General features: G+C 68.7%; 16 protein-coding genes and 2 pseudogenes. 10 read left to right on the top strand and 8 right to left on the bottom strand.

The window, feature by feature from the left end:
* Positions 1-120: 120 nt before the first annotated feature.
* Positions 121-633: an ATP-binding protein gene (locus ACWDKQ_RS30555; protein WP_450142238.1), complete on the bottom strand. Its 513-nt coding sequence runs from the start codon at positions 631-633 to the stop codon at positions 121-123.
* Positions 634-1,105: 472 nt separating this feature from the next.
* Positions 1,106-2,368: an aminotransferase family protein gene (locus tag ACWDKQ_RS30560; RefSeq protein ID WP_450142239.1), complete on the bottom strand. Its 1,263-nt coding sequence runs from the start codon at positions 2,366-2,368 to the stop codon at positions 1,106-1,108.
* Between the two features lie 218 nt (positions 2,369-2,586).
* Here ACWDKQ_RS30560 and ACWDKQ_RS30565 point away from each other — a divergent pair, with 218 nt between their 5' ends.
* Together ACWDKQ_RS30565 and ssuE are read left to right on the top strand one after the other, a co-directional pair.
* Positions 2,587-3,579 carry an Acg family FMN-binding oxidoreductase gene (locus ACWDKQ_RS30565; RefSeq protein WP_450142240.1) on the top strand — a complete coding sequence of 331 codons (993 nt, stop codon included), beginning with the start codon at positions 2,587-2,589 and terminating at the stop codon, positions 3,577-3,579.
* 701 nt (positions 3,580-4,280) lie between these two features.
* Positions 4,281-4,841 (top strand): NADPH-dependent FMN reductase, encoded by a 561-nt coding sequence (ssuE, locus tag ACWDKQ_RS30570; protein WP_450142241.1) that lies wholly within the window; start codon positions 4,281-4,283, stop codon positions 4,839-4,841.
* Positions 4,842-5,303: 462 nt separating this feature from the next.
* On the opposite strand, the gene ACWDKQ_RS30575 is transcribed toward ssuE, so the two are convergent.
* From ACWDKQ_RS30575 to ACWDKQ_RS30585, 3 genes are all read right to left on the bottom strand, one after another.
* A complete protein-coding gene (locus ACWDKQ_RS30575; protein WP_450142242.1) occupies positions 5,304-5,891 on the bottom strand; it encodes a TetR/AcrR family transcriptional regulator in 588 nt (195 codons plus the stop codon).
* A 10-nt stretch (positions 5,892-5,901) separates the two neighbouring features.
* Positions 5,902-7,350 carry an MFS transporter gene (locus ACWDKQ_RS30580; protein ID WP_450142243.1) on the bottom strand — a complete coding sequence of 483 codons (1,449 nt, stop codon included), beginning with the start codon at positions 7,348-7,350 and terminating at the stop codon, positions 5,902-5,904.
* Between the two features lie 660 nt (positions 7,351-8,010).
* Complete coding sequence (locus tag ACWDKQ_RS30585) at positions 8,011-8,229, bottom strand: hypothetical protein (protein ID WP_450142244.1); 219 nt, start codon at positions 8,227-8,229, stop codon at positions 8,011-8,013.
* Positions 8,230-8,435: 206 nt separating this feature from the next.
* Here ACWDKQ_RS30585 and ACWDKQ_RS30590 point away from each other — a divergent pair, with 206 nt between their 5' ends.
* The 6 genes from ACWDKQ_RS30590 (at position 8,436) to ACWDKQ_RS30615 (ending at position 12,801) form a co-directional block, all read left to right on the top strand.
* Positions 8,436-9,593, top strand: a complete 1,158-nt coding sequence (locus ACWDKQ_RS30590) for an LLM class flavin-dependent oxidoreductase (RefSeq protein WP_450142245.1) — start codon at positions 8,436-8,438, stop codon at positions 9,591-9,593.
* Positions 9,594-10,241: 648 nt separating this feature from the next.
* The gene (locus ACWDKQ_RS30595) at positions 10,242-11,048 is read left to right on the top strand and encodes a GNAT family N-acetyltransferase (RefSeq protein WP_450142246.1); all 807 of its coding nucleotides are present in this window, start codon (positions 10,242-10,244) and stop codon (positions 11,046-11,048) included.
* A gap of 110 nt (positions 11,049-11,158) precedes the next feature.
* On the top strand, positions 11,159-11,515 hold the full coding sequence (locus ACWDKQ_RS30600) for a hypothetical protein (protein WP_450142247.1): 357 nt from the start codon (positions 11,159-11,161) through the stop codon (positions 11,513-11,515).
* A gap of 88 nt (positions 11,516-11,603) precedes the next feature.
* Positions 11,604-12,041, top strand: coding sequence for a hypothetical protein (locus ACWDKQ_RS30605; protein ID WP_450142248.1), 438 nt, complete (start codon positions 11,604-11,606; stop codon positions 12,039-12,041).
* Complete coding sequence (locus ACWDKQ_RS30610; protein WP_450142249.1) at positions 12,038-12,370, top strand: DddA-like double-stranded DNA deaminase toxin; 333 nt, start codon at positions 12,038-12,040, stop codon at positions 12,368-12,370. Before ACWDKQ_RS30605 ends, ACWDKQ_RS30610 begins: the two co-directional genes overlap by 4 nt.
* Positions 12,367-12,801, top strand: a complete 435-nt coding sequence (locus tag ACWDKQ_RS30615; RefSeq protein ID WP_450142250.1) for an Imm1 family immunity protein — start codon at positions 12,367-12,369, stop codon at positions 12,799-12,801. Before ACWDKQ_RS30610 ends, ACWDKQ_RS30615 begins: the two co-directional genes overlap by 4 nt.
* On the opposite strand, the gene ACWDKQ_RS30620 is transcribed toward ACWDKQ_RS30615, so the two are convergent.
* Positions 12,710-13,282 carry a hypothetical protein gene (locus tag ACWDKQ_RS30620; RefSeq protein ID WP_450142251.1) on the bottom strand — a complete coding sequence of 191 codons (573 nt, stop codon included), beginning with the start codon at positions 13,280-13,282 and terminating at the stop codon, positions 12,710-12,712. The genes ACWDKQ_RS30615 and ACWDKQ_RS30620 overlap by 92 nt on opposite strands.
* 151 nt (positions 13,283-13,433) lie before the next feature.
* Between ACWDKQ_RS30620 and ACWDKQ_RS30625 the strand changes: the two genes are divergently transcribed.
* A complete protein-coding gene (locus tag ACWDKQ_RS30625; protein ID WP_450142252.1) occupies positions 13,434-14,363 on the top strand; it encodes an STAS domain-containing protein in 930 nt (309 codons plus the stop codon).
* A 464-nt stretch (positions 14,364-14,827) separates the two neighbouring features.
* Here ACWDKQ_RS30625 and ACWDKQ_RS30630 read toward each other — a convergent pair.
* Positions 14,828-15,751: pseudogene (locus ACWDKQ_RS30630) on the bottom strand (heavy metal translocating P-type ATPase); the annotation flags it as partial.
* A gap of 255 nt (positions 15,752-16,006) precedes the next feature.
* Positions 16,007-16,185: pseudogene (locus ACWDKQ_RS30635) on the bottom strand (heavy-metal-associated domain-containing protein).
* A gap of 300 nt (positions 16,186-16,485) precedes the next feature.
* Between ACWDKQ_RS30635 and ACWDKQ_RS30640 the strand changes: the two are divergent.
* Positions 16,486-18,054 carry a UDP-N-acetylmuramoyl-L-alanyl-D-glutamate--2,6-diaminopimelate ligase gene (locus ACWDKQ_RS30640; protein ID WP_450142253.1) on the top strand — a complete coding sequence of 523 codons (1,569 nt, stop codon included), beginning with the start codon at positions 16,486-16,488 and terminating at the stop codon, positions 18,052-18,054.
* Positions 18,055-18,380: the final 326 nt, after the last annotated feature.

Genomic DNA, 18,380 nt, shown 5'->3' on the forward strand with positions numbered 1-18,380 from the left:
GCGAGCGGCAGCAATGTCCGTGTCAGCGAACGGCACGGATGGCGCAGGAAGAACTCCCGCACCTCACCGAAGGAGTGCGCGACGCAGTCGAGGTGACCGGCCGGTCGAACACCCGCCGTGTCAGGTGGGGTCGGGGTTGCTCAGGCCGGAGAGCAGGCGCTTGATCACCTCGGGATCGATCTCGGCCGTTTCGTCGATGGAGGGTTCGGCCTGGCCCGCCCGCCTGTTGCGGGAGCGGCGGGGCAGCGGCACCGCGTTCGCCGAGACACCACCCGGCAGTGGCACCTCGCACCACACGAGCGCGCCGCCACCGCGCAGGGCGGTCGCACCGCAGTGGCCGTTGGCGAAACCGGGTGCCATGGCCGGTGGGGCCTTCGCCTGCTCGTCCAAGACCTCGGCCACGAGGCTCTCACCGCTGAGGCGCAGCCGGACCGTGATGAAGCCTGGGTAGCCGGGGTCGGCGCTGTCGACGGCCGCGGTCACGAGCGCGGTGGTGAGCTGGGAAGTCTCGTCGATCAGTTCTCGCAGGGACCACTCGGCGAGGGTGAACCGGACGAACATCTCCGTGCAGTTCACGGCGCTGGGTAGCGCAATGAGTCGCAGGTCGTCGACTTGTGAGGTCTGGGTGTTCACCTGGTTGTCGTCCTCCGTCCGCTGCGCACCATCACCCGCGAGCCTTATCTTGCCAACTCGGTTGGGTGGCTTGTCTACAGGGGCGGTGACTTCTCGGACCGCCGCTCATGGCTCGGTTTTCCGGGTGTTGTGTCGATTTTTCCGACGTGCACCGCGCGGGCGACCGGTCGGCCCCGCCCGGCGCGGCGCACCTCAGGTGACTCGGTGCATGTCGCCATCCCTCGACTGTCTTTTGTGGACGATCTTCGGTGAATCTCGTTCCCGCGCAACAGTTCCGGCATCGGTCGCGGAACGCGTCGAGCACTGTGCGGGCCGCTGCCGGTGGTCTGGCCAGAAACGTACGGTACGAATCGCGTTTGGTACAGACCGGAACGTATCGGTTCCGCAACAGGAGTGTTCCAGCCCGATGCTCAGGAGGGCTCTGACCGGGTCGGTGTCCGCGGACGACCTGGTCCGCGGACACCCAATCGAGTTACGAGAGGGCGTCGAGGCCCTCCCACATCGCTTTGCCGATCAGCTCGATCTCCGACTCGCTGATGATCAGCGGCGGCGAGACCGCCAGCGCCTTGCCCAGCGGGCGCACGATCACGCCGAAGTCGCGGATCGCGAGCTGCGCGCGGGTCAGCGCGCCGGGGTCGGCGGTCAGCAGGTCGGGCGCCAGCTCGACCGCGCCGAGCAGGCCCACGCCGCCGCGCACCTCGCCCACGGCGGGGTGGTCGGCGAGCTGCCGCAGCGTGTCGTGCAGCGGGCGCTCCAGCTCGTCGGCCCGCGGCAGCAACTTCTCGCGCTCCAGGATGTCGATGTTAGCCAGGGCGGCGGCGGCCACCGTGGGGTGCCCCGAGTAAGTCGCGCCGTGCCGGAACGGGCGGCCCGGGTGGTTCCAGAACGGCTCGGCCACCCGCTCGGCGATCACCACGCCGCCCAGCGGCAGGTATCCGCTGGTCACACCCTTGGCGAAGGTGATCATGTCGGGCTGCAGGCCCCACCGCTCCACGCCGAACCAGCTGCCGACCCGGCCGAACCCGCAGATCACCGAGTCGGCGACGAACAGGATCTCGTGCTCGGCGCAGATCTTGGCGACTTCTTCCAGATAGCCTGGCTCCGGTGGGTACAGCCCGCCGGCGCCCATCACTGGTTCGGCGAAGAACGCCGCCACCCGGCCGGCACCGAGCCGGTCGATGGTCTCCCGCAGGCTCTCGGCGTCGTCGTGTGCGACCCGGCTGGCCTCCGGCACGAGCTGGCCGAACCCGGCCTGGTTGGCCTCGATCCCGCCAATGCTGGTGCCCATGCCGTTGGTGCCGTGGTAGGCGTTGCCGCGGCTGAGGATGTGGGTGCGCTGCGGCTGCCCGCGCTGCGCCCAATACTGCCGGGCCAGCTTGGCGGCGGTGTCGATCGACTCGCCGCCACCGGTGGTGAGGAAGATCTTCGCGCCTTCCATCGGCGCGAGCTGGGAGAGCCGGTCGGCGAGCGCCTCGGCCGGTGGATTGGTGAAGTCGTTGAACACGAAGTAGGACTCGAGCTCGCGCATCTGGGCGGCGGCGGCCTCGACGATCTCGGTGCGGCCGTGCCCGACGTTGGCGTACCACAGGCTCGCGGTGCCGTCGAGGTAGCGGCGTCCCTCCTGGTCGTAGATCCAGACCCCGTCGGCCTTGCTGACGCAGAACTGGCTGTTCTTGACCCGGAACATGTCCGCGAACGGGTGCCACAACGCGGTGTTGCGCGGTGCTGTCGACATGCGTTCCTCCTTCGTGTCGCGCCCCCAGCCTCGTCGGCCACCCGCCGGTACGCCAGTGCCAAAACGCCGAAATTCGCCGGACCGGTTGGCCAGATCGCCACGAGCGGAGCAGAGCTTGCCGCTGCGGTGCTGGTCACAGATGGGACTTTGGCCTCTGCTAGCGAGATGCTGCCGACGGCACGGTCATGGTGCTTGCCCGTCGTGGAGGTGATCAACGCATGAACTGGTTCCCGATGCTCCGTCGGCAGCCGCACGAAGCCGCCGACGAGCGCCCGTGGACACCGGAGGAGGTGGCAGCGCTGGCCGAAGCGGTGCGCCGGGCGCCTTCAGTGCACAACACGCAGCCTTGGTCGCTGCGGGTGCAGGGGCGGACCGCCACATTGCGGATGCGTTCGATGCCGGAGTTGGTCCAGCACGATCCGGACGGTCGCAACCGGCGGATGTCGTGCGGCGCGGCGGTCGCCAACCTGGCGATCGCGATGCGTGCGCTCGGCTGGGCGACCGACATGCGCTGGTACACCGACGAGCACGGAGAGGGCGGGGGGACCGTCTTCGGCACGCACCGGCAACCGCCGAGCGCGGTCGATCGGGAGCGCCGGCGGGCCATCGACCGCCGGAGCAGCATCCGGCGCCCCTTCGCCGACCGGCCGATCCCGCACCTGGCGCGCACCACCGTCGTTGCCGCGTCGACCACGCAGGCGACCTGGGTGCACGGGCCGGCGGAGGAGCAGGCGCTGGCGCGGATGCTCGCCTATGCCGCGCGGGCCCACCACGACGACAAGAACTACCAGCGCGAGTTGGGTGCCTGGATCGCGCCGTTCTCGGACGAGGGGCTGCCCGAGGACGCGCTGTCCGATCGCGGGCTGCCCGCGATCGGGTTGGCGACCGGTGCCACCCGGCTACCGGACCAGGCGCAAATCGCGAAGTGGGTGGCGAAGGAGTCGGTGCTGGTCTTCAGCACGATCACCGACGACCCGCGGGATCACCTGTTAGCGGGCGAGGCCGCCGAACGGGCCTGGCTGGAGGCGACGCGGCTGGGTCTGGTCGCGTCGGTGATGACTCAGCCGCTGCGGCTGTCCGAGGTCCGCTGTGCGCTCAGCGATGTGCTCGACCTCGGCGGGGTGCCGCAGCTGCTGATGCGGATCGGCTACCCCGCTGCGATCCCGGTGCCGCGGGCGAGCCGCCGACCCCTGCCGGACGTGTTCGACTGACCATCCACTGTGGTCACAAGGACTCGACGAACTCCGCTTGGTCGAGCCGTGGCAACCGGTCGAACCACGGGTGCCCGGCTTCCCGACGTTGACCACCAGCACGACGTGCTACCGACCGGACGGGAAGAACTCCGCGTCGAATCCGAGTATCGGCCCGGCGGCAAGCCGGCCACCTGCGCGCAAGCACGTCGCGGACGCGGGGATGGCGCATCGGTGCGAGGTCGGCAGCGGGGACATCCTCTATTCCGTGCGTGCCGGAGCGGATGTGTAGCTGATTCTGCGGATCCAGCATGACGAACCGAGCCTCGGGAAGCGGCTGGACCTGGTAATGGCCGCATTGACGCCACTGCCGGGAGGGCAACGCCGCAGAATACTGGGCGCTGCTCGCGCAGGCGGGCTGCGCGTCGAGAGCCGCATCGCGACCGGCTCGGCCTCCAGCATGGTGGTCGCAGTGCTCGGCTGACGGTGCGTCCGGTTGGTGGGAAGTGCCGATCGCCCGATTGACATGCCGCTGGTGCTCTGTTGCGATTGATTCGTGATGTTCCCGATGTTCATGAAGCGGCGGCACGTGGATTTCCGCCGCGTGTCGACCCAAGCGTGTCGCCCCTAGCGCTCCGCCAGCCCGGTTTCCGCCGCAGCGCGGAGATCCGGATCAGCAACGGTCCGCAGTGGACTGGAAGTCTCGCACCCAGGGAGCACGAGTGTCCAGCGTTCTTGTAATCTCCGGCAGCCCGTCGCGCACCTCGAAGACAGAACGGATCGGCGAGTACGTCGCCCAGCGACTCGCCGCCTCCGGCCGCACCGCCGACCATCTGCGCGTCCGCACCTTGCCCGCGGACGCGCTGCTCGGCGCCGACACCCGCGCCCCGGCGATCGACGATGCCATCGCCAAGGTCGCCGAGGCCGACGGCATCGTGCTGGCCACCCCCACGTACAAGGCGGCGTATTCCGGGCTGCTCAAGGCATTCCTGGACCTGCTGCCGCAGTTCGGTTTCGCCGGCAAGGCGGTGCTGCCGCTGGCCACCGGCGGCACCATCGCCCACGTCCTGGCCATCGACTACGCGCTGCGCCCGGTCGTGCACTCGCTGGGCGCCCGCCATGCGGTGCAGAGCTTCTTCCTGCTGGACAAGCACATCTCGGTGGTGGGTGACCAGCTAAGCGTCCACCCGGACAGCGCGGAGCCGCTGGCGGACGTGATCGAGCAGTTCAGCAAGGCCCTCGACGGCGTCCCGCACTCCACGGTGCTGGGCCGCACGGCGTAGTCCAGCAACGAGCTGAAGGGCACCTCCTGCCGGGCATGCCGGACAAGTCCACAGAAGGAAAGGTGCCCTTCACACTTTCCTCACCGGATGAGGCGTAAAGAGCACCTGTGCCCGAGCAACTGGGATGCGGGTGCCCCGCCCCAAGAGCTGCTTCCCGATCTGCCACTCGATCAATGCGTGCAGGCCGCCTGTTGCAGAATTACACCCACCACGGAGCATGATTCGATCACGATCGATAGGGTTACTGGCGGACGAACGGCGGCGATCGTGACTGATTTGGTTTACTGCCGTTCAGCCGTTTTCGGTCAAAAACGCAACAGGCTCATAGCATAGGCGACGCAAACGGTCCGTTCGCTTCACATCAGCACCTTCCCTAACAACCGCTATGGCGCCTGAAACCACTCACGGCACCTGGCCTGGGGAAACGTTGGGCTGGGGTGGTGTGACCTGTCGCCGGAGGTGTTACAGGGGGCCGTCGATCCAGTTCTGGAGCAACGGGGCCGTAATCGCGATCAGGTTTTCCTTCGGCTCTGCGCTGATCGCTTTGGTGCGCAGAACCAGACGGGCCGCTCCTAGGCCCATCAGGTGGCTGCAGACCAGTTCCGCTCGGAGGCGGGCCTTCGGGCCCGTCAGGCGCTTCGTCAGGCGGGTGACCAGTTGGCGTTCGAAGTTCGCTCGGAACTGGGCCCCCGCCGGCCGCGACGACGTGAACACCGCCCGCACCAGCGGGTCTCCCTGGGTTCGGTCGTGGTAGTCCAACAGCGTCCGGACCAGGTGTTCGCCGAGGTTGGGCAGTTCGCAGTCCAGCAGGCGCTCCGCGTCCTGCTTGAAGCCCGATGCCTCGGCGAACAGGCTTTCCTTGCTGCCGAAGTACTTCATCACCAGGGCCGCGCTGACCTCCGCATCCGCCGCGATGTCGCGCAGCGTCACATCGGCGTACCCGCACGACGAGAAGCGGCGGCGCGCCACCTTGAGGATGGCTTCGCGGGTGGCGCACGCGTCGCGCCGCTGGTCCTCGCCGACCGTTGTGGCCGGAGCCGTGCTGGGCATGTCGTTCAGGCTAGCGCGACGTCCCGAGCGTGGTCGCCACCTTGGCGGTAACAGGCGAGTACCGGCGGGTCCTCGGGGTCGCCGCGGCGATCAGCGCGGCCAGCAGCGCCGCCGCACCCGCCACCAGGAACACCCATGAATAGGCGAACACCGACGGGTAGTTCACGCCGGCGATCTGCACGACCGATCCGGTCGTCAGCGCGACCACGATGGCGCTGCAGCTGGACGTGCCGATGGACCGGGCCAGGCTGTTCAGGCTGTTCGCGGCGGCGGTTTCGGTCTGCGGCACCGCTTGCATGATCAGCGTCGGCAGGGCGCCGTAGGACAGCGCGCCGCCGATCGCGCCCACGGTCAGGTTGAACACCACCAGCGGCAGCGGGGAGTGCAGGAACGATCCCGCCAGGTTGCCCAGCATCAGCACCGTGCCACCCAGGATCAACGTGGTCCGAGGCCCGCGCCGCCGCGAGATCCGCGCCGAGACGGGGGAGAACACGCCCATGGCGGCGCCGATGGGCAGCAGCACCAGACCCGTCACCACCAGCGACATGCCGAAGCCGTAGCCGGTGTCCTCCGGGGCCTGCATGATCTGCGAGCCCACCAGGAACCCGGCGAACATCGCGATGCCTACCAGCGCCGAGGCGATGTTGGTCAGCAGCACCGCCGGCCTCGCCGACACTCGGAGGTCCACCAGCGGCGCGCTGACGCGCAGCTCGTAGAGGCCCCACACCAGGAAAAACGCCGTCGCCGCGATGAGCAGGCCGAGAATGACCCCGCTGTTCCAGCCCCATTCGTTGCCCTTGGAGATTGCCAGCAGCAGGCAGGTCAGGGCCGCCGACAGCCCCACCGCGCCGATGAAGTCGAACCGGCCGCCCGCGCGCAGGGCCGATTCCGGCACCACCCGCAGGATCAGCACGATCTCGACGATCGCGAACACCGCAGCACCGACGAACAGCCAGTGCCAATTCAGGTTCTCCGCGACCACCCCGGTCACCGGCAGGCCGACCGCGCCGCCAATGCCCAGGGTCGCGCTCATCAGGGCCACCCCGGAACCTACCCGGTCCTCGGGTAACTCGTCGCGCATGATGCTGATGCCCAGCGGCACCACGCCGACCGCCGCGCCCTGCAGCACCCGGCCGACCAGCACGGCGCCGAAGTCGTCGCTGACGGCGCCGATCGCGCTGCCCACCGCCATCGTGGCCAGCGATATCAGCAGCATCCGGCGCTTGCCGTACATGTCGCCGAGCCGCCCGAGGACGGGTGCGCACACCGCGCCAGCCACCAGCGGTGCGGTGACCAGCCAGCCCGCGTTGGACCTGGACGTTTCGAGGAGCCTGGGGAATTCCGGGAGCAGCGGTACGACCAGGGTCTGCATTAACGACACCGCGATCCCGCACGAGGCGAGCACCCCGATGACCAGCCTCGAACGTCGTGACGCTGCGGCAGGCGTGGCGCTGCTCATCAGGCTCCTCTCGAGTTGGCGTGAACTTGTGTTCACCAAGCAAGTAAACACATGTTCACCTTGCGTTGCAAGATGTCCTGATGCCGATTCATTGCGATTCGGAAATATTTGCCCGGACTTTCTGTCCAATGTGGATAGACATTATGCGGCTGAGGGATTGCGGGAGCCGAGGTAAAATGCGGCCTGGTCTTCGGCTGCACTGGTGTGCATCATGCGGCTGCCCGGCGCAATGTCGCCCCATCGATGGGAAGGAGCGCGCATTCGCACCGCGTTGCGCTCTGCTGGGAATCGAGAATCCTCTGGTGGGCTTCAACCACTCACCCGGCGTGGTCGCGGCCGTGACCAACGGGGGTGGCATCGGGGTGCTTTACTTCGTCAACGACCTGCTGGTGAAATACGGCATTCCGCCGGTCGACACCGCATCGGCCGGCGACCGGTTCGCTGCCAGCGTCGGCCCGGTGCTCGTGCAGCCGCTGCTGGGTGTCGCCTTCTCGTGCCGGATTTCGCTGGTCGCAAACGCGCTGGGCACGCCGCCGCCAGCGATGCTGCAGCGCGTGGCCCGACGAGGGGGAGCGTCCGGGCAGCCCCGAGCCCGCTGCCGATGCTGCTGCAACCGATGCTGGTCGACGAGGCGACGAGGCGACGAGGCGTGGCCGCGCATCAACTGGGCCGCGGCGGCAACGACGGCGCGAAGGCACTGGCGTCGTTCTTCGTCGCGGACTCCAGTGCGGCGCGGGTGGGCGTGGTGCCCTCGCAGGTCAGCGCGGCGCGGTCGGGTTCGGCGGCGGCGAGTTCGGCCAACCGGGCGGGGAACGGGGTACCGGCGGCGGGCTGGTCGCTGCGAGCACTTTGGAGCTTCTTCTCGTGCACAGCGGGCATGCGGACAGCGGGAAACCGGTATGCCAGCCGAATGACTCACCGACCGGCTGGTACGGCAAAAATGAATCATCGAGCGGTCGGTACGGCAAATACGTCGCGCCGAATGATCCAATAAGCGAAAGCTATTTTGAAGGTCTCGATCGGGCGATTGCATACCGGCGAAGACTTTAGTGAACTGTGTGGCCCATGGCCCCCAGGAGGTATGCGTGAGCAAGCTGCGGTTCGGCGTTTTTCTGGCCCCCTTCCACGCCGCAGGTCAGAACCCGACCTTGGCACTGCACCGAGATCTCGAACTCGTCCAGCACCTCGACGCGCTCGGCTACGACGAGGCATGGATCGGCGAACACCACTCGGCGGGCAGCGAACTCATCGCCTCGCCGGAGATCTTCATCGCAGCGGCGGCCGAACGCACCCGCCACATCAGGCTCGGCACCGGCGTGATCTCGCTGGCATACCACAACCCGCTGTGGGTGGCGGACCGGATGGTGCTGCTCGACCACCTCACCCGCGGCCGGGTGATGCTCGGCGTCGGCCCGGGCTCGCTACCCACGGATTCGGCGATGATCGGGCTGAACCCGACCGAGACCCGCGAACTGCTCGAGGAGAACATCGACATCGTGCTGCGCCTGCTGCGGGGCGAGTCGGTCACGGCGCAGACCCGTACGCACAACCTGGTCGACGCGCGCCTGCAGTTGCGCCCCTACTCGGATCCGCTGTTCGACGTCGCGGTCGCCGCGGTGGCGTCCCCGACCGGTCCGCGGCTGGCCGGGCGCCACGGCGTCGGGCTGCTGTCGATCGGCGCGACCCTCACGGCCGAGGGCTTCGACGCGCTGGGCTACCACTGGGGGATCATGACCGAGCGTGCCGAGGCCTTCGACACCCAGGTGGATCGCAGCGCGTGGCGGCTGGTTGGCCCGATGCACGTCGCGGAGACGCGGGCGCAGGCGTACCGGGACGTCGAGCACGGGATCGTGGACTGGTTCGAGTACTTCCAGAAGATCGCGGCCTTCCCGCAGCTGCACGTAGCAGGCGGCAACCTCGAGGAGATGATCGCGTTCATCCGCGATTCGGGCGTCGGCGTGATCGGCACTCCGGAGGACGCGGCCGAGCAGGTGCAGCGGCTCGTCGACCAGTCCGGCGGTTTCGGTGCGATGCTGGTGATGGCGCACGACTGGGCGGACCCGGCGGCGACGAAGCGCTCCTACGAGCTGATCGCCCAACACGTGATGCCGGCCTTCCAGGGCCAACGACAGTCCACTTTGGATGCCAAGGCGAGGGCTGGTGCCACCCGCGAAAGCCATGCCCAGGCCCAGCACGACGCGGTCGCATACATGACGAAGAAGTACGAATCCGAACGCTTGTGATCAAGGTGGTGCGGCGACTGCGCGAAATCGACCTCCCCTTCACACGATTTGACGGCGCGAAATCGCCATACGAGCCACCCGCTCGGTCCGCGAGCTGTTCAGCGGTGAACGGCTTGACGAGGTAGTACAGCGCGCACCAGCCGCGAATGCGGCGCGGACGGTGGCGGGGTCGGCGGCGGCCGTGGAATCATCGCGATCCATTGAGGCGGCGCCGGGTGAGGTGCGGCGGGATCGAAGACCTGCCGCACATCGATGCGTACGGGAGGACCGCCAGGATGCTCTCGCTGCGCAACGGCGCGACGCTCTGGCGAGCTGCAGCGCTACGTCGCCGAGATGGAGGCCGAGCGCGGGTTGGCCCAGAGCACTGTTCTGGAAGCAGGCGCTGAAGCCGGGCGAGGAGGTGAGCGAGCTGTTCAAAGCGATGTGGAAGTAAGCCGACCTCCCGGTCGATCACCGGGACGGTGGCCGAAGAGTTCGTCAACATCGCGATCTACGTCCTGGCGATCGCGAACCGCCAGGGCATCGATCTCGAAGGAGCGTTCCGGAGAAGGAAGCGCTAAAGCGGACCTGGACGCCGGCGGGGGAGCGGAGCGAAAAGGACATGCGCCGCCTGCCTCCTGCGTGATGGGATCCGACCTCATGGAACGGATGACGAATCCAGGCTCCGGTGAGGGCGACCTGCTGGCCAGGATGGAGCAGAACCTGGCCGAACACGCTTGCCACCTGCACCGGCGGATGAAGGGCGCGACCGTGGCGGAGGCCGGCGATCTCCTAGTCGCCGACAGCGGACTCGACGACGACACCTTCAACATCGTCGCTGCGGCCAGCTTCATTCCCGCCACCACGCGGGCGCGGATCAACGAGACTGTCCGGGCGCTGGCCGCCACCGGACGTCCCTTCTCCTGGTGGATAGGCCCCGCTTCCACACCCGCGGACCTGAGCGCCCGCTTGTCGGCCGCCGGTCTGCCCGCCGCGGAACGCGAGACGGCGATGTGGGCCGAACTGGACGATTCCCTGCCGCAGCCCCAGACGGACCGGCTGGAGATCCGCCCGGTGACGACACCCGAGCAGCTCGCCGACTACGCTGCGGTCCTGGCCGCCAACTGGGATCCGCCCGCTGGCACTGTCCGCAGCTTCTTCGCCCAGGCCGCCCCGCAGGCACTGGCCACCGATTGCCCGGCGCGCTACCTGGTTGGCTACGTGGCGGGCCGACCGGTCTGTTCGGCCGAGGTCTTCTTCCACGCGAAAGTCGCCGGGATCTACAACATCTGCACCCTGGCCGCCCACCGCCGACGCGGCTATGGCGGTGCCATCACCCTCGCCGCGCTCCACGCGGCCCGTAGCCGTGACCACCGCATCGCGGTCCTGCAGGCATCCGCGGACGGCGAACCCGTCTACCACCGCCTGGGCTTCCGCTCCTGCGGGCAATTCACCGAGCATGCCATCACCCGCTGAAGCCCCGGCGTACCAAGTCGAACGTCTCAAGTAGACACTCGAACCGGTGGTTGCGCGGCAGGTTGACCGTCGCGTCGCGTGCCGCTGCCAGGGTCTTGTCCGGTCGGGGGATGGCGATTTCGCACACCGACTACAACCCGGCGAACGTGCTGATCGACAGCTCGGGGACGGCGCACCTGATCGATTGGGCGTGGCCCACGCGAGGCGCCGCGTTCATCGACCCGTGCGTGCTGGTGTACCGGCTGATCGCCGACGGGCACACGCCCGCCAGCGCCGAGGCGTGGGTCGCCGACACCCCCGCTTGGGCGGCTGCGTCGGCCGAGGCGGTCGACGTCTTCGCCCGTGCCAACGCCCGAGTGTGGGCCGAGCTCGCCGACGAGGACCCGCACCCGTGGAAACGGAAGATGGAAGCGGTCACCCGCGAGTGGGCTGAGAGCCGACGGGGCACCGCCAGAACTTCGAGGTAGCGGTTCGCCACGCACGCACCGGCGGGGGTGTCGGTGGTGGCGGGCATGATCGGCGCTCGTCACTGTCCGCCCGTCCGAGGGGGCGCCGTTGGCATCCGCAGTCGAACAGCTCGGCCAGGCGATCGCGACGGCCGTGAGCAAGATCCGCGAGGCCGCCGGTTTCCTCACCGAGGCGATCGATCGGTGCGAAGAGGGAAACGAGCCCCTCGCGGCAGCGCTGCAAAGCGCTACCGACGACGATGTGCTCGCCGCGGCGCAAGCGCAGCAGACCATGCCGCAGGAACTCGCAGCGGTGCGTCAGCAGGTGCAAGCGATCGAGACGACGCTCGACGCCTACCGGCAAAGAAACGGGATTCCCTCGGGCGACGCGCCAAGCACGACAGCGGCCCCCGCTGCGAGCTCGGCGACATCCGGCTCGACGTCGTCGGGTTCAGCGTCGTCGGCCCCGGCGCGTTCCGAACTACCGTGCCCGCGCAGCCGGGCAAGACGCACGGCCGGTGGATCAACAGCAGCGGTGACGCGGTGAAGCTGGAAAGCGGCAAGGGCGGTGAGTACTACGAGGCCACTCGGCAGCTCGCCGTCGAGCACGGGCTCACGCGCGGCCACGTCAACGCGGAACCGGCGATTGCCCGCCACGTCGAGACGCAGTTCGTCGCCCGGATGATCGACCAGGGCATCACCGAGGCCGAGATCGAGATCAATCGCCCGGTGTGCGGCACGACCCTAAAAGATCAGCAGTGGCCGAACACCTGCGACCAGTGGCTTTCGAGGTTCCTGCCGGAAGGGTGGAAACTGACAGTGAAGGACGGATCGAGCCCCGACGGGCGCCGCTACGTCGGGCGGGTGAAGGAATGAGCATCACGGCAGGTTGGGCAGTGATCGGCCTCGATGGTTCGTATCAAGGTCTGAACACGACCCTTAACACCCCGGACGAGGTCGCCGGGTTCGTCGAGCAGCTCGCCGACCCACAGGCGGACTCGGCCCGGCTGGTGCACAACGGTCGCCCGCTGTGGGATGCCGAAACGAACTTTCCCGATCACGACGTGTTCGCCGCCATCGTCGACGGGTTCGGCTACCTCTCCTACCAAGACGCAACCCGCGGCAAGGCGTACCCGGAGGGCGACCCCGCCTCGGAGGGCTGCGAGTTCGACGACGATGACTTTCCGCCCGGTTCGGGCCTGCCGGTCGAGCGGTTTACCGAGGTGCTCGTCGAGTTCCTGCGCACCGCCGACCGGCCCGCCTCGGTGACGTGGCGCGACCTGTACCCCGGGGCCGCGGGCGAGTGACTCGCTCGACGGCGGTCACGTTCCGCGCTGGCCAGCGCGCGCACAGCGTGATCCTCTCGGGGTCGAGGTCGCGGTCGGTGGCTAGGAGTTCGGCGAGCTTGCTCGCGGTCGCGTAGAGCGCGGCGAGGCGCTGCTCGATCGAGCCGAGTTTGCCCTCGTTGCGAGGCGCTGCGACGTTGCCGTCGGCGAGCAGGTCGATCGGCCACACGTCGTGATCCACACCCGGCGGTCGGCGGGCGGGCTGCCAGGTGTTGAACATTTCCATGAGCATGGCGACGATGGTTCGGGGGCCGAGGGCGGTCGGCCATCCCTGAATCTGGCCTTGCGGACCGCGGGGGCCGACCAGCTCGTTCTGGATGCTGAACAACGCGGCGCGTTCGTCGGGTAGCAAATCGACCTCCTGTGCTGCGAGCGTGGGCGACCCGCCGCCGAGTAGCGCGGCGAGTTCGTCTCGGGAACCTCGGAATGCGTTGCAGTCCACGGGCGAACGCCCGGCGACGCGGCGCGATTGCGCGACCTGTCGGCCAACCGGATTGCGAAGACCGTCGGCCGCGTTTCCCGAGTGCCCGTGGCGCGTCGGTTCTGTTGGCATACTCGAGAAGACTGCTCAGGGAGGCGCTGTGGATCTGGCAATGACCAACGTCAGGTTGTCCGAGGGGATCACCCTGGTCGAGGTGGCCGGTGAGCTCGACGTCTACACCGCGCCCAGCCTGCGGGAGCGGTTCGTCGAGGCGCTGGGCGGTGACGAATTCCGGCTGGTCGTGGATCTGAACGGGCTGGACTTCCTGGACAGCACCGGGCTCGGCGTCCTGGTCGGCGGGTTGAAGCGGGCGCGCGCTCGCGGCGGTGAATTGATCGTGGTGTGCAGTACCGAGCGATTGCTCAAGATCTTCCGGATCACGGGACTGACCAGGGTCTTCCGGATCGTGCCCGACGTCGCCGCGGCCCAGGCCCTGCTCGTGGACCGCGCGGCGTTGGCCGCGCAGCCGGCCCCGGATGCCGAAACCATCGGCTGGCACTGGGTTCCGGGTCGGCTCTACCTCAGCGACGAGCGGGATCACCAGGCCGTGGCGGACGCGGCGGAACGAGTGGTCGAGGCATTTGGCCTGGAGTTCGCCCACGCGTTCCCGCCCGTGGTTGGGTCGTGGTTCGGCGAGTTCCTGATCCGGTTGAAGAATTCGGGTCAGCTGCCGACGAAGGAGGAGCAGTTCGTCAAGCTCAGCCGGGCCCTGGATCTGCGTCTGCTGGACCGCCAGCAGGCCGAGGTCGATGCCGCGCAGGGAGCCGCGGTAGCGGGGCTGATCCAGTCGTTGTCGAACACCCCGCGCGCCATCGTGCAGATCGGATCGGTGCTCCTGGTCAAGGTGGACGAGGTGGTAGTGGTGCGCAACCTGACCCAGGTGGAACTGGCGCACTGGGAGCGCAACCCGGCAATGTTCCGGGACCCCGCCGCCGCGCTGCAGGAACTCCAGCAAGCGACGTCCAACGGAGTCGGGCTCGAGCCGACGGCGGAGGCGGGCGAACACGAGACGGCTTCGAGCTCGGGAAGGTCCTCCGACTAGGGTTTCGCCGCAGCCATGGGCGATGTGGCTGTTCGTGCCACCGGCCCAGTCGCGGCGTTCAAGTCATTTCCGCGGTGTGCGTTGGCAGGCCCAGGGCGGTTGACGTGAGTTCCACGGCCGATTCGCCGGACTTTCCCCCGCTTCCAATTTCCGGCCCTGATCGCGGGGATGAGCTGGTGGCAGCAGAGGTGCAGCGCGGCTTCCAGGCTCGCGTGCACCGGTCCCCGCTGATGCGTCCGCTGTAGACGGACAGTGTTCGCATCGGTAGTCCTTTCGACTGCGGATAGACCTCGCGAGACCGGGCCACGGGATCAGTCTCGACGTGCCGCGGACGGAACCGGCTCGCTCGCTTCGGTTCCGGGCACCGGTTCGGTCGTGCTGGTGCTGCGGAAGCGGCGCAGCCGTAGGCTGTTGCCGACCACGAACACCGAGCTGAACGCCATCGCGGCACCGGCGATCATCGGGTTGACGGTGGCGCTGACCACGGCGTCACCCGCACCGACCTCGACCGGCACGGATTCGCCGGTGAGCATGCTCGCGTCGACGGCGGAGTTGCCCTCCTCGACTATCTCGTCGGTTGCGATCTTCTCCCCAGGGCGGACCACGAACCGGTCGCCGACAGCGAGTCGATCTCTGGGGATGCGGACCTCGACGCCGTCGCGGAGGACCGCGACGTCCTTGGCGCTGAGTTCCAGCAGCGCGCGCAGCGCGGCACCCGCCCGGCGCTTGGAGCGCGCCTCGAAGTAGCGCCCGGCGAGGATGAACGTCGTGACCCCGGCCGCGACTTCGAGGTAGACGTTCCCGTCGCCGCCCATGAGCTGGATGGTGAGCTCGAAGCCGCGCGCCATGCCAGGGGCGCCGGCTGTACCGAACAGCAGCGTGTAGAGCGATCACGCGTAGGCCGCCAGTGTGCCCATGGAGATCAGGGTGTCCATGGTGGCCGCGCCGTGGCGCAGGTTCGTCCAGGCGGCACGGTGGAACGGCCACGCGCCCCACGCCACGACCGGCGTGGCGAGGACGAGCGAGATCCACTGCCAGTTGGTGAACTGCAGCGCCGGGATCATCGCCACCGCGATCACCGGAGCCGACAGCACGGCCGAGTGGAGCAGCCGGTTCCGCAAGGACTTCGTCGGGTCCTCGTTGGCTTCGGCCTCGGGTTCGAGGGGCAGTTCGGCTGTTTAGCCGGCCGTCTCGACCTGTTTGACCAGCTGTTGCGGGTCGAGTGTTTCCGGGAACGTGACCTTGGCCTTCTCCGTGGCGTAGTTGACCGTGGCCGTGACGCCTTCGAGCTTGCCGAGCCGCCGCTCGACCCGCCTGGCGCACGACGCGCACGTCATGCCGCCGATGGCCAGTTCGACCTCCGCGGTGGGGCTCGTCCCAGTGCTCATCGGGGTTCTCCTGCGTGGCCCTCGCCGACGGGGCTTCGCGGCCCGTCCGCCGGCTTCTGCGCGTTGACTGCGATTTCCGCGGCGCGGACCTCGACCTGGTGCCGGATCTCCATGGCGCTGGACGGCACCTCGACGTCGAAGGCGATGCTAGGCCTGGCGTGTGCGCCCATTCGTTGGTGAGGGAGACACCAGGGTGCTGTGTGCGCTGGGCGTGAGGACGGCGAACACGGCGGCCCTCGGGTTGCGTGGCGCTCGTTACTTGGTGGTCAGTTCGTAGCCGGCTTCCTCGATTGCCTCGCGCACGTCGACGTCGTTCACCGGCTCGCAGCTGCGCACGGTCACGGCACCGGGGGCAGCTTCACCGACACATGGGTAACTGTGTTGATCTTGCTGATCTCCTCGGTCACCGACCGCGCGCAGTGGTCGCAGGTCATGCCGGTCACGGTGTAGCTGGCCTCGATCACGTCGGCATCCCCTTCCGCTGCCTCGTCGCCGGCCCGACGGCCGACACTTCATGTCAAAGCGTGGCGCCTCAGCTGCCACTCCCGTTTCTCCAATGCGCACAACCGGTTCGTCGGGAACTGCGTTGCCCTCCGGGCGACTCGCGTACCGGCGGCAGCGGGTCGACACTGCTTACTTGACGCGAGTCAGCGCGGCAGAAGCGGGCGCTTCGGGGGAAGGATGGTGCCACGTCCCGGGGCGGCGGTGGACGTCCGGGAAGTTGACGGGGCGACATGGAATGCGGTTGTCAGGACGCAGGAACCAGCCTGTCGAAGGCCACGCGGGATCTTCCCGGGGCCGAGCTGCGCGGGGACGCCGAGGTCCTGGACGTCACCGACGACAGCAGGTGCGTGCGGCAGGGCGCGCTGTTCTGCGCCGTGCCCGGAACGCAGCGGGATGGGCACGGATTCGTGGACGATGCGGTGGCGGCGGGGGCCAGCGCGCTGCTGGTGAACCGGTTCGTCGACGCGCCGGTGCCCCAAGTGCGGGTGCCCGCCGTGCGGCCGGCGGTGGGACCGTTGGCCGCCGCGGTGCACGGGTATCCCGCAGATGCGCTGGCCGTCGCCGTCGTGACCGGAACGGACGGCAAGACCACCACGGTGCACTTGATCGAGGCTGCGCTCGCCGCCGCCGGTTACCGCACCGGCCTGGTCTCCACGGTCGAGGCCCGGATGCCCGGGGCGCGCAGCCCGGCGGCATTGACCACGCCCGGCGCCGCGGAGCTCCAGCGGACGTTGTGCCGCATGCGTGCGGAAGGAGTGCAGGCCACGGCTATGGAGGTGTCCTCGCACGCCGTCGACCAGCACCGCACCGACGCCGTGACGGCCGACGTCGCCGTGTTCACCAACCTCAGCCCGGAACACCTCGATTACCACGGCACCGTCGAGCAGTACTACGCGACCAAAGCGGCCCTGTTCACCCCGGACTGCTGCCGCCGGGCGGTAATCAACATCGATGATTCGTGGGGGAGGCGGCTCGCTGCCCAGGCGAAGGTGCCGACCGTGACCGTGGGGCGAGCCGGGCAGGCGGACGTGCGTGTCGCCTCGACCTCCGATGAGCTGCGGGTCGTCGTCCAGGACGGCGATGATCGGGTCGAGCTGGCCACGTGCGTCATGGGCCACGCCGCGAACCTGGCCGCCGCCTACGCGGCCGCCCGGCTGATGGGGGTGTCCCGGCGGGACGCGGCGGCCGGGCTCGGCGCGGCCCCGCCCCCCGGCCGCTACCAGCGGGTGGACTCCGGCCAGCCGTTCCAGGTGGTGGTCGACTTCGCGCACACGCCGCCCGCCCTGACCCAGCTGATCGCCACCGCGCGCCGGGCGAGCCGGGGCCGCGTGCACCTGGTGGTGGGCGGCGCGGGAAACCGGGACCGGTTCAACCGCCCCGACATGGGACGCGTCGCGCTGACCGCGGACAGCGCGATCTTCACCGCCGATGATCCACACGACGAGGCACCCGAGGAGATCATCGCCCAGATGCTCACCGGGACGATCGGCCGCGCAGGGGCGGCGATCGTGGTGGAGCGCGATCGCCGGAAGGCGATCACTGCTGCGGTCGCGCGAGCCGAACCCGGCGACGTGGTGCTCATCGCCGGGCGAGGCCACGAGCGGCACCAAACCGTTGAGGGGATCCAGCACCCCTTCAGCGACGTCGCCGTGGCCGAAGCCGCGCTGGCCGACAAGGGCTGGTCGCGCCGCCCCGCAGCGTCCCTGCCGAACTCGGCAGCTCCAACCGGCGTGCCCCGCACGAGATCTGCACACCCTGGCTGGCGGCGGTCAGGGCAGTCCCGGGGTGAACGTCGCTGAGCGGAAGGTCGGCACCCTCGCTTCCGGGTCTTCTTCTCGTAAGCCGCGCGCCACGCATCGCGTTTGGCCTGCGTTAGTCGCGGTAGAAGCGGTCGACCCGTGCGCCCGTCGATTCCAGTTGGCGCGGACCGCATCGAGTGCTGCTCGACGGTTGTTGTTGCTGCTCACCGGGTCGTCCCTTCCGTTCGGAAAACGTGTAATAACGTTCACCGAGTCGGCGCATTGCTGCGCTGACGTTGACCCGCGTGGGCCTTCCCATGGCGATACCCATTGCCACCTGGAGTGGGCTTACGTGGGTTTCCAGCGGGCTCGTTTAGCCTCACGAC

The sequence above is a fragment of the Saccharopolyspora sp. NPDC000995 genome (assembly GCF_053599315.1).

What these genes read in the sequence shown, in the direction of transcription:
- ACWDKQ_RS30640 (WP_450142253.1), top strand. Translation starts at nt 16,486, where the DNA reads ATGGAATGCGGTTGTCAGGACGCAGGAACCAGCCTGTCGAAGGCCACG.
- ACWDKQ_RS30575 (WP_450142242.1), bottom strand. Translation starts at nt 5,891, where the DNA reads ATGCCCAGCACGGCTCCGGCCACAACGGTCGGCGAGGACCAGCGGCGC.
- ACWDKQ_RS30580 (WP_450142243.1), bottom strand. Translation starts at nt 7,350, where the DNA reads ATGAGCAGCGCCACGCCTGCCGCAGCGTCACGACGTTCGAGGCTGGTC.
- ACWDKQ_RS30615 (WP_450142250.1), top strand. Translation starts at nt 12,367, where the DNA reads ATGAGCATCACGGCAGGTTGGGCAGTGATCGGCCTCGATGGTTCGTAT.
- ACWDKQ_RS30560 (WP_450142239.1), bottom strand. Translation starts at nt 2,368, where the DNA reads ATGTCGACAGCACCGCGCAACACCGCGTTGTGGCACCCGTTCGCGGAC.
- ACWDKQ_RS30625 (WP_450142252.1), top strand. Translation starts at nt 13,434, where the DNA reads ATGACCAACGTCAGGTTGTCCGAGGGGATCACCCTGGTCGAGGTGGCC.
- ACWDKQ_RS30565 (WP_450142240.1), top strand. Translation starts at nt 2,587, where the DNA reads ATGAACTGGTTCCCGATGCTCCGTCGGCAGCCGCACGAAGCCGCCGAC.
- ACWDKQ_RS30585 (WP_450142244.1), bottom strand. Translation starts at nt 8,229, where the DNA reads ATGCCCGCTGTGCACGAGAAGAAGCTCCAAAGTGCTCGCAGCGACCAG.
- ACWDKQ_RS30595 (WP_450142246.1), top strand. Translation starts at nt 10,242, where the DNA reads ATGACGAATCCAGGCTCCGGTGAGGGCGACCTGCTGGCCAGGATGGAG.
- ACWDKQ_RS30600 (WP_450142247.1), top strand. Translation starts at nt 11,159, where the DNA reads ATGGCGATTTCGCACACCGACTACAACCCGGCGAACGTGCTGATCGAC.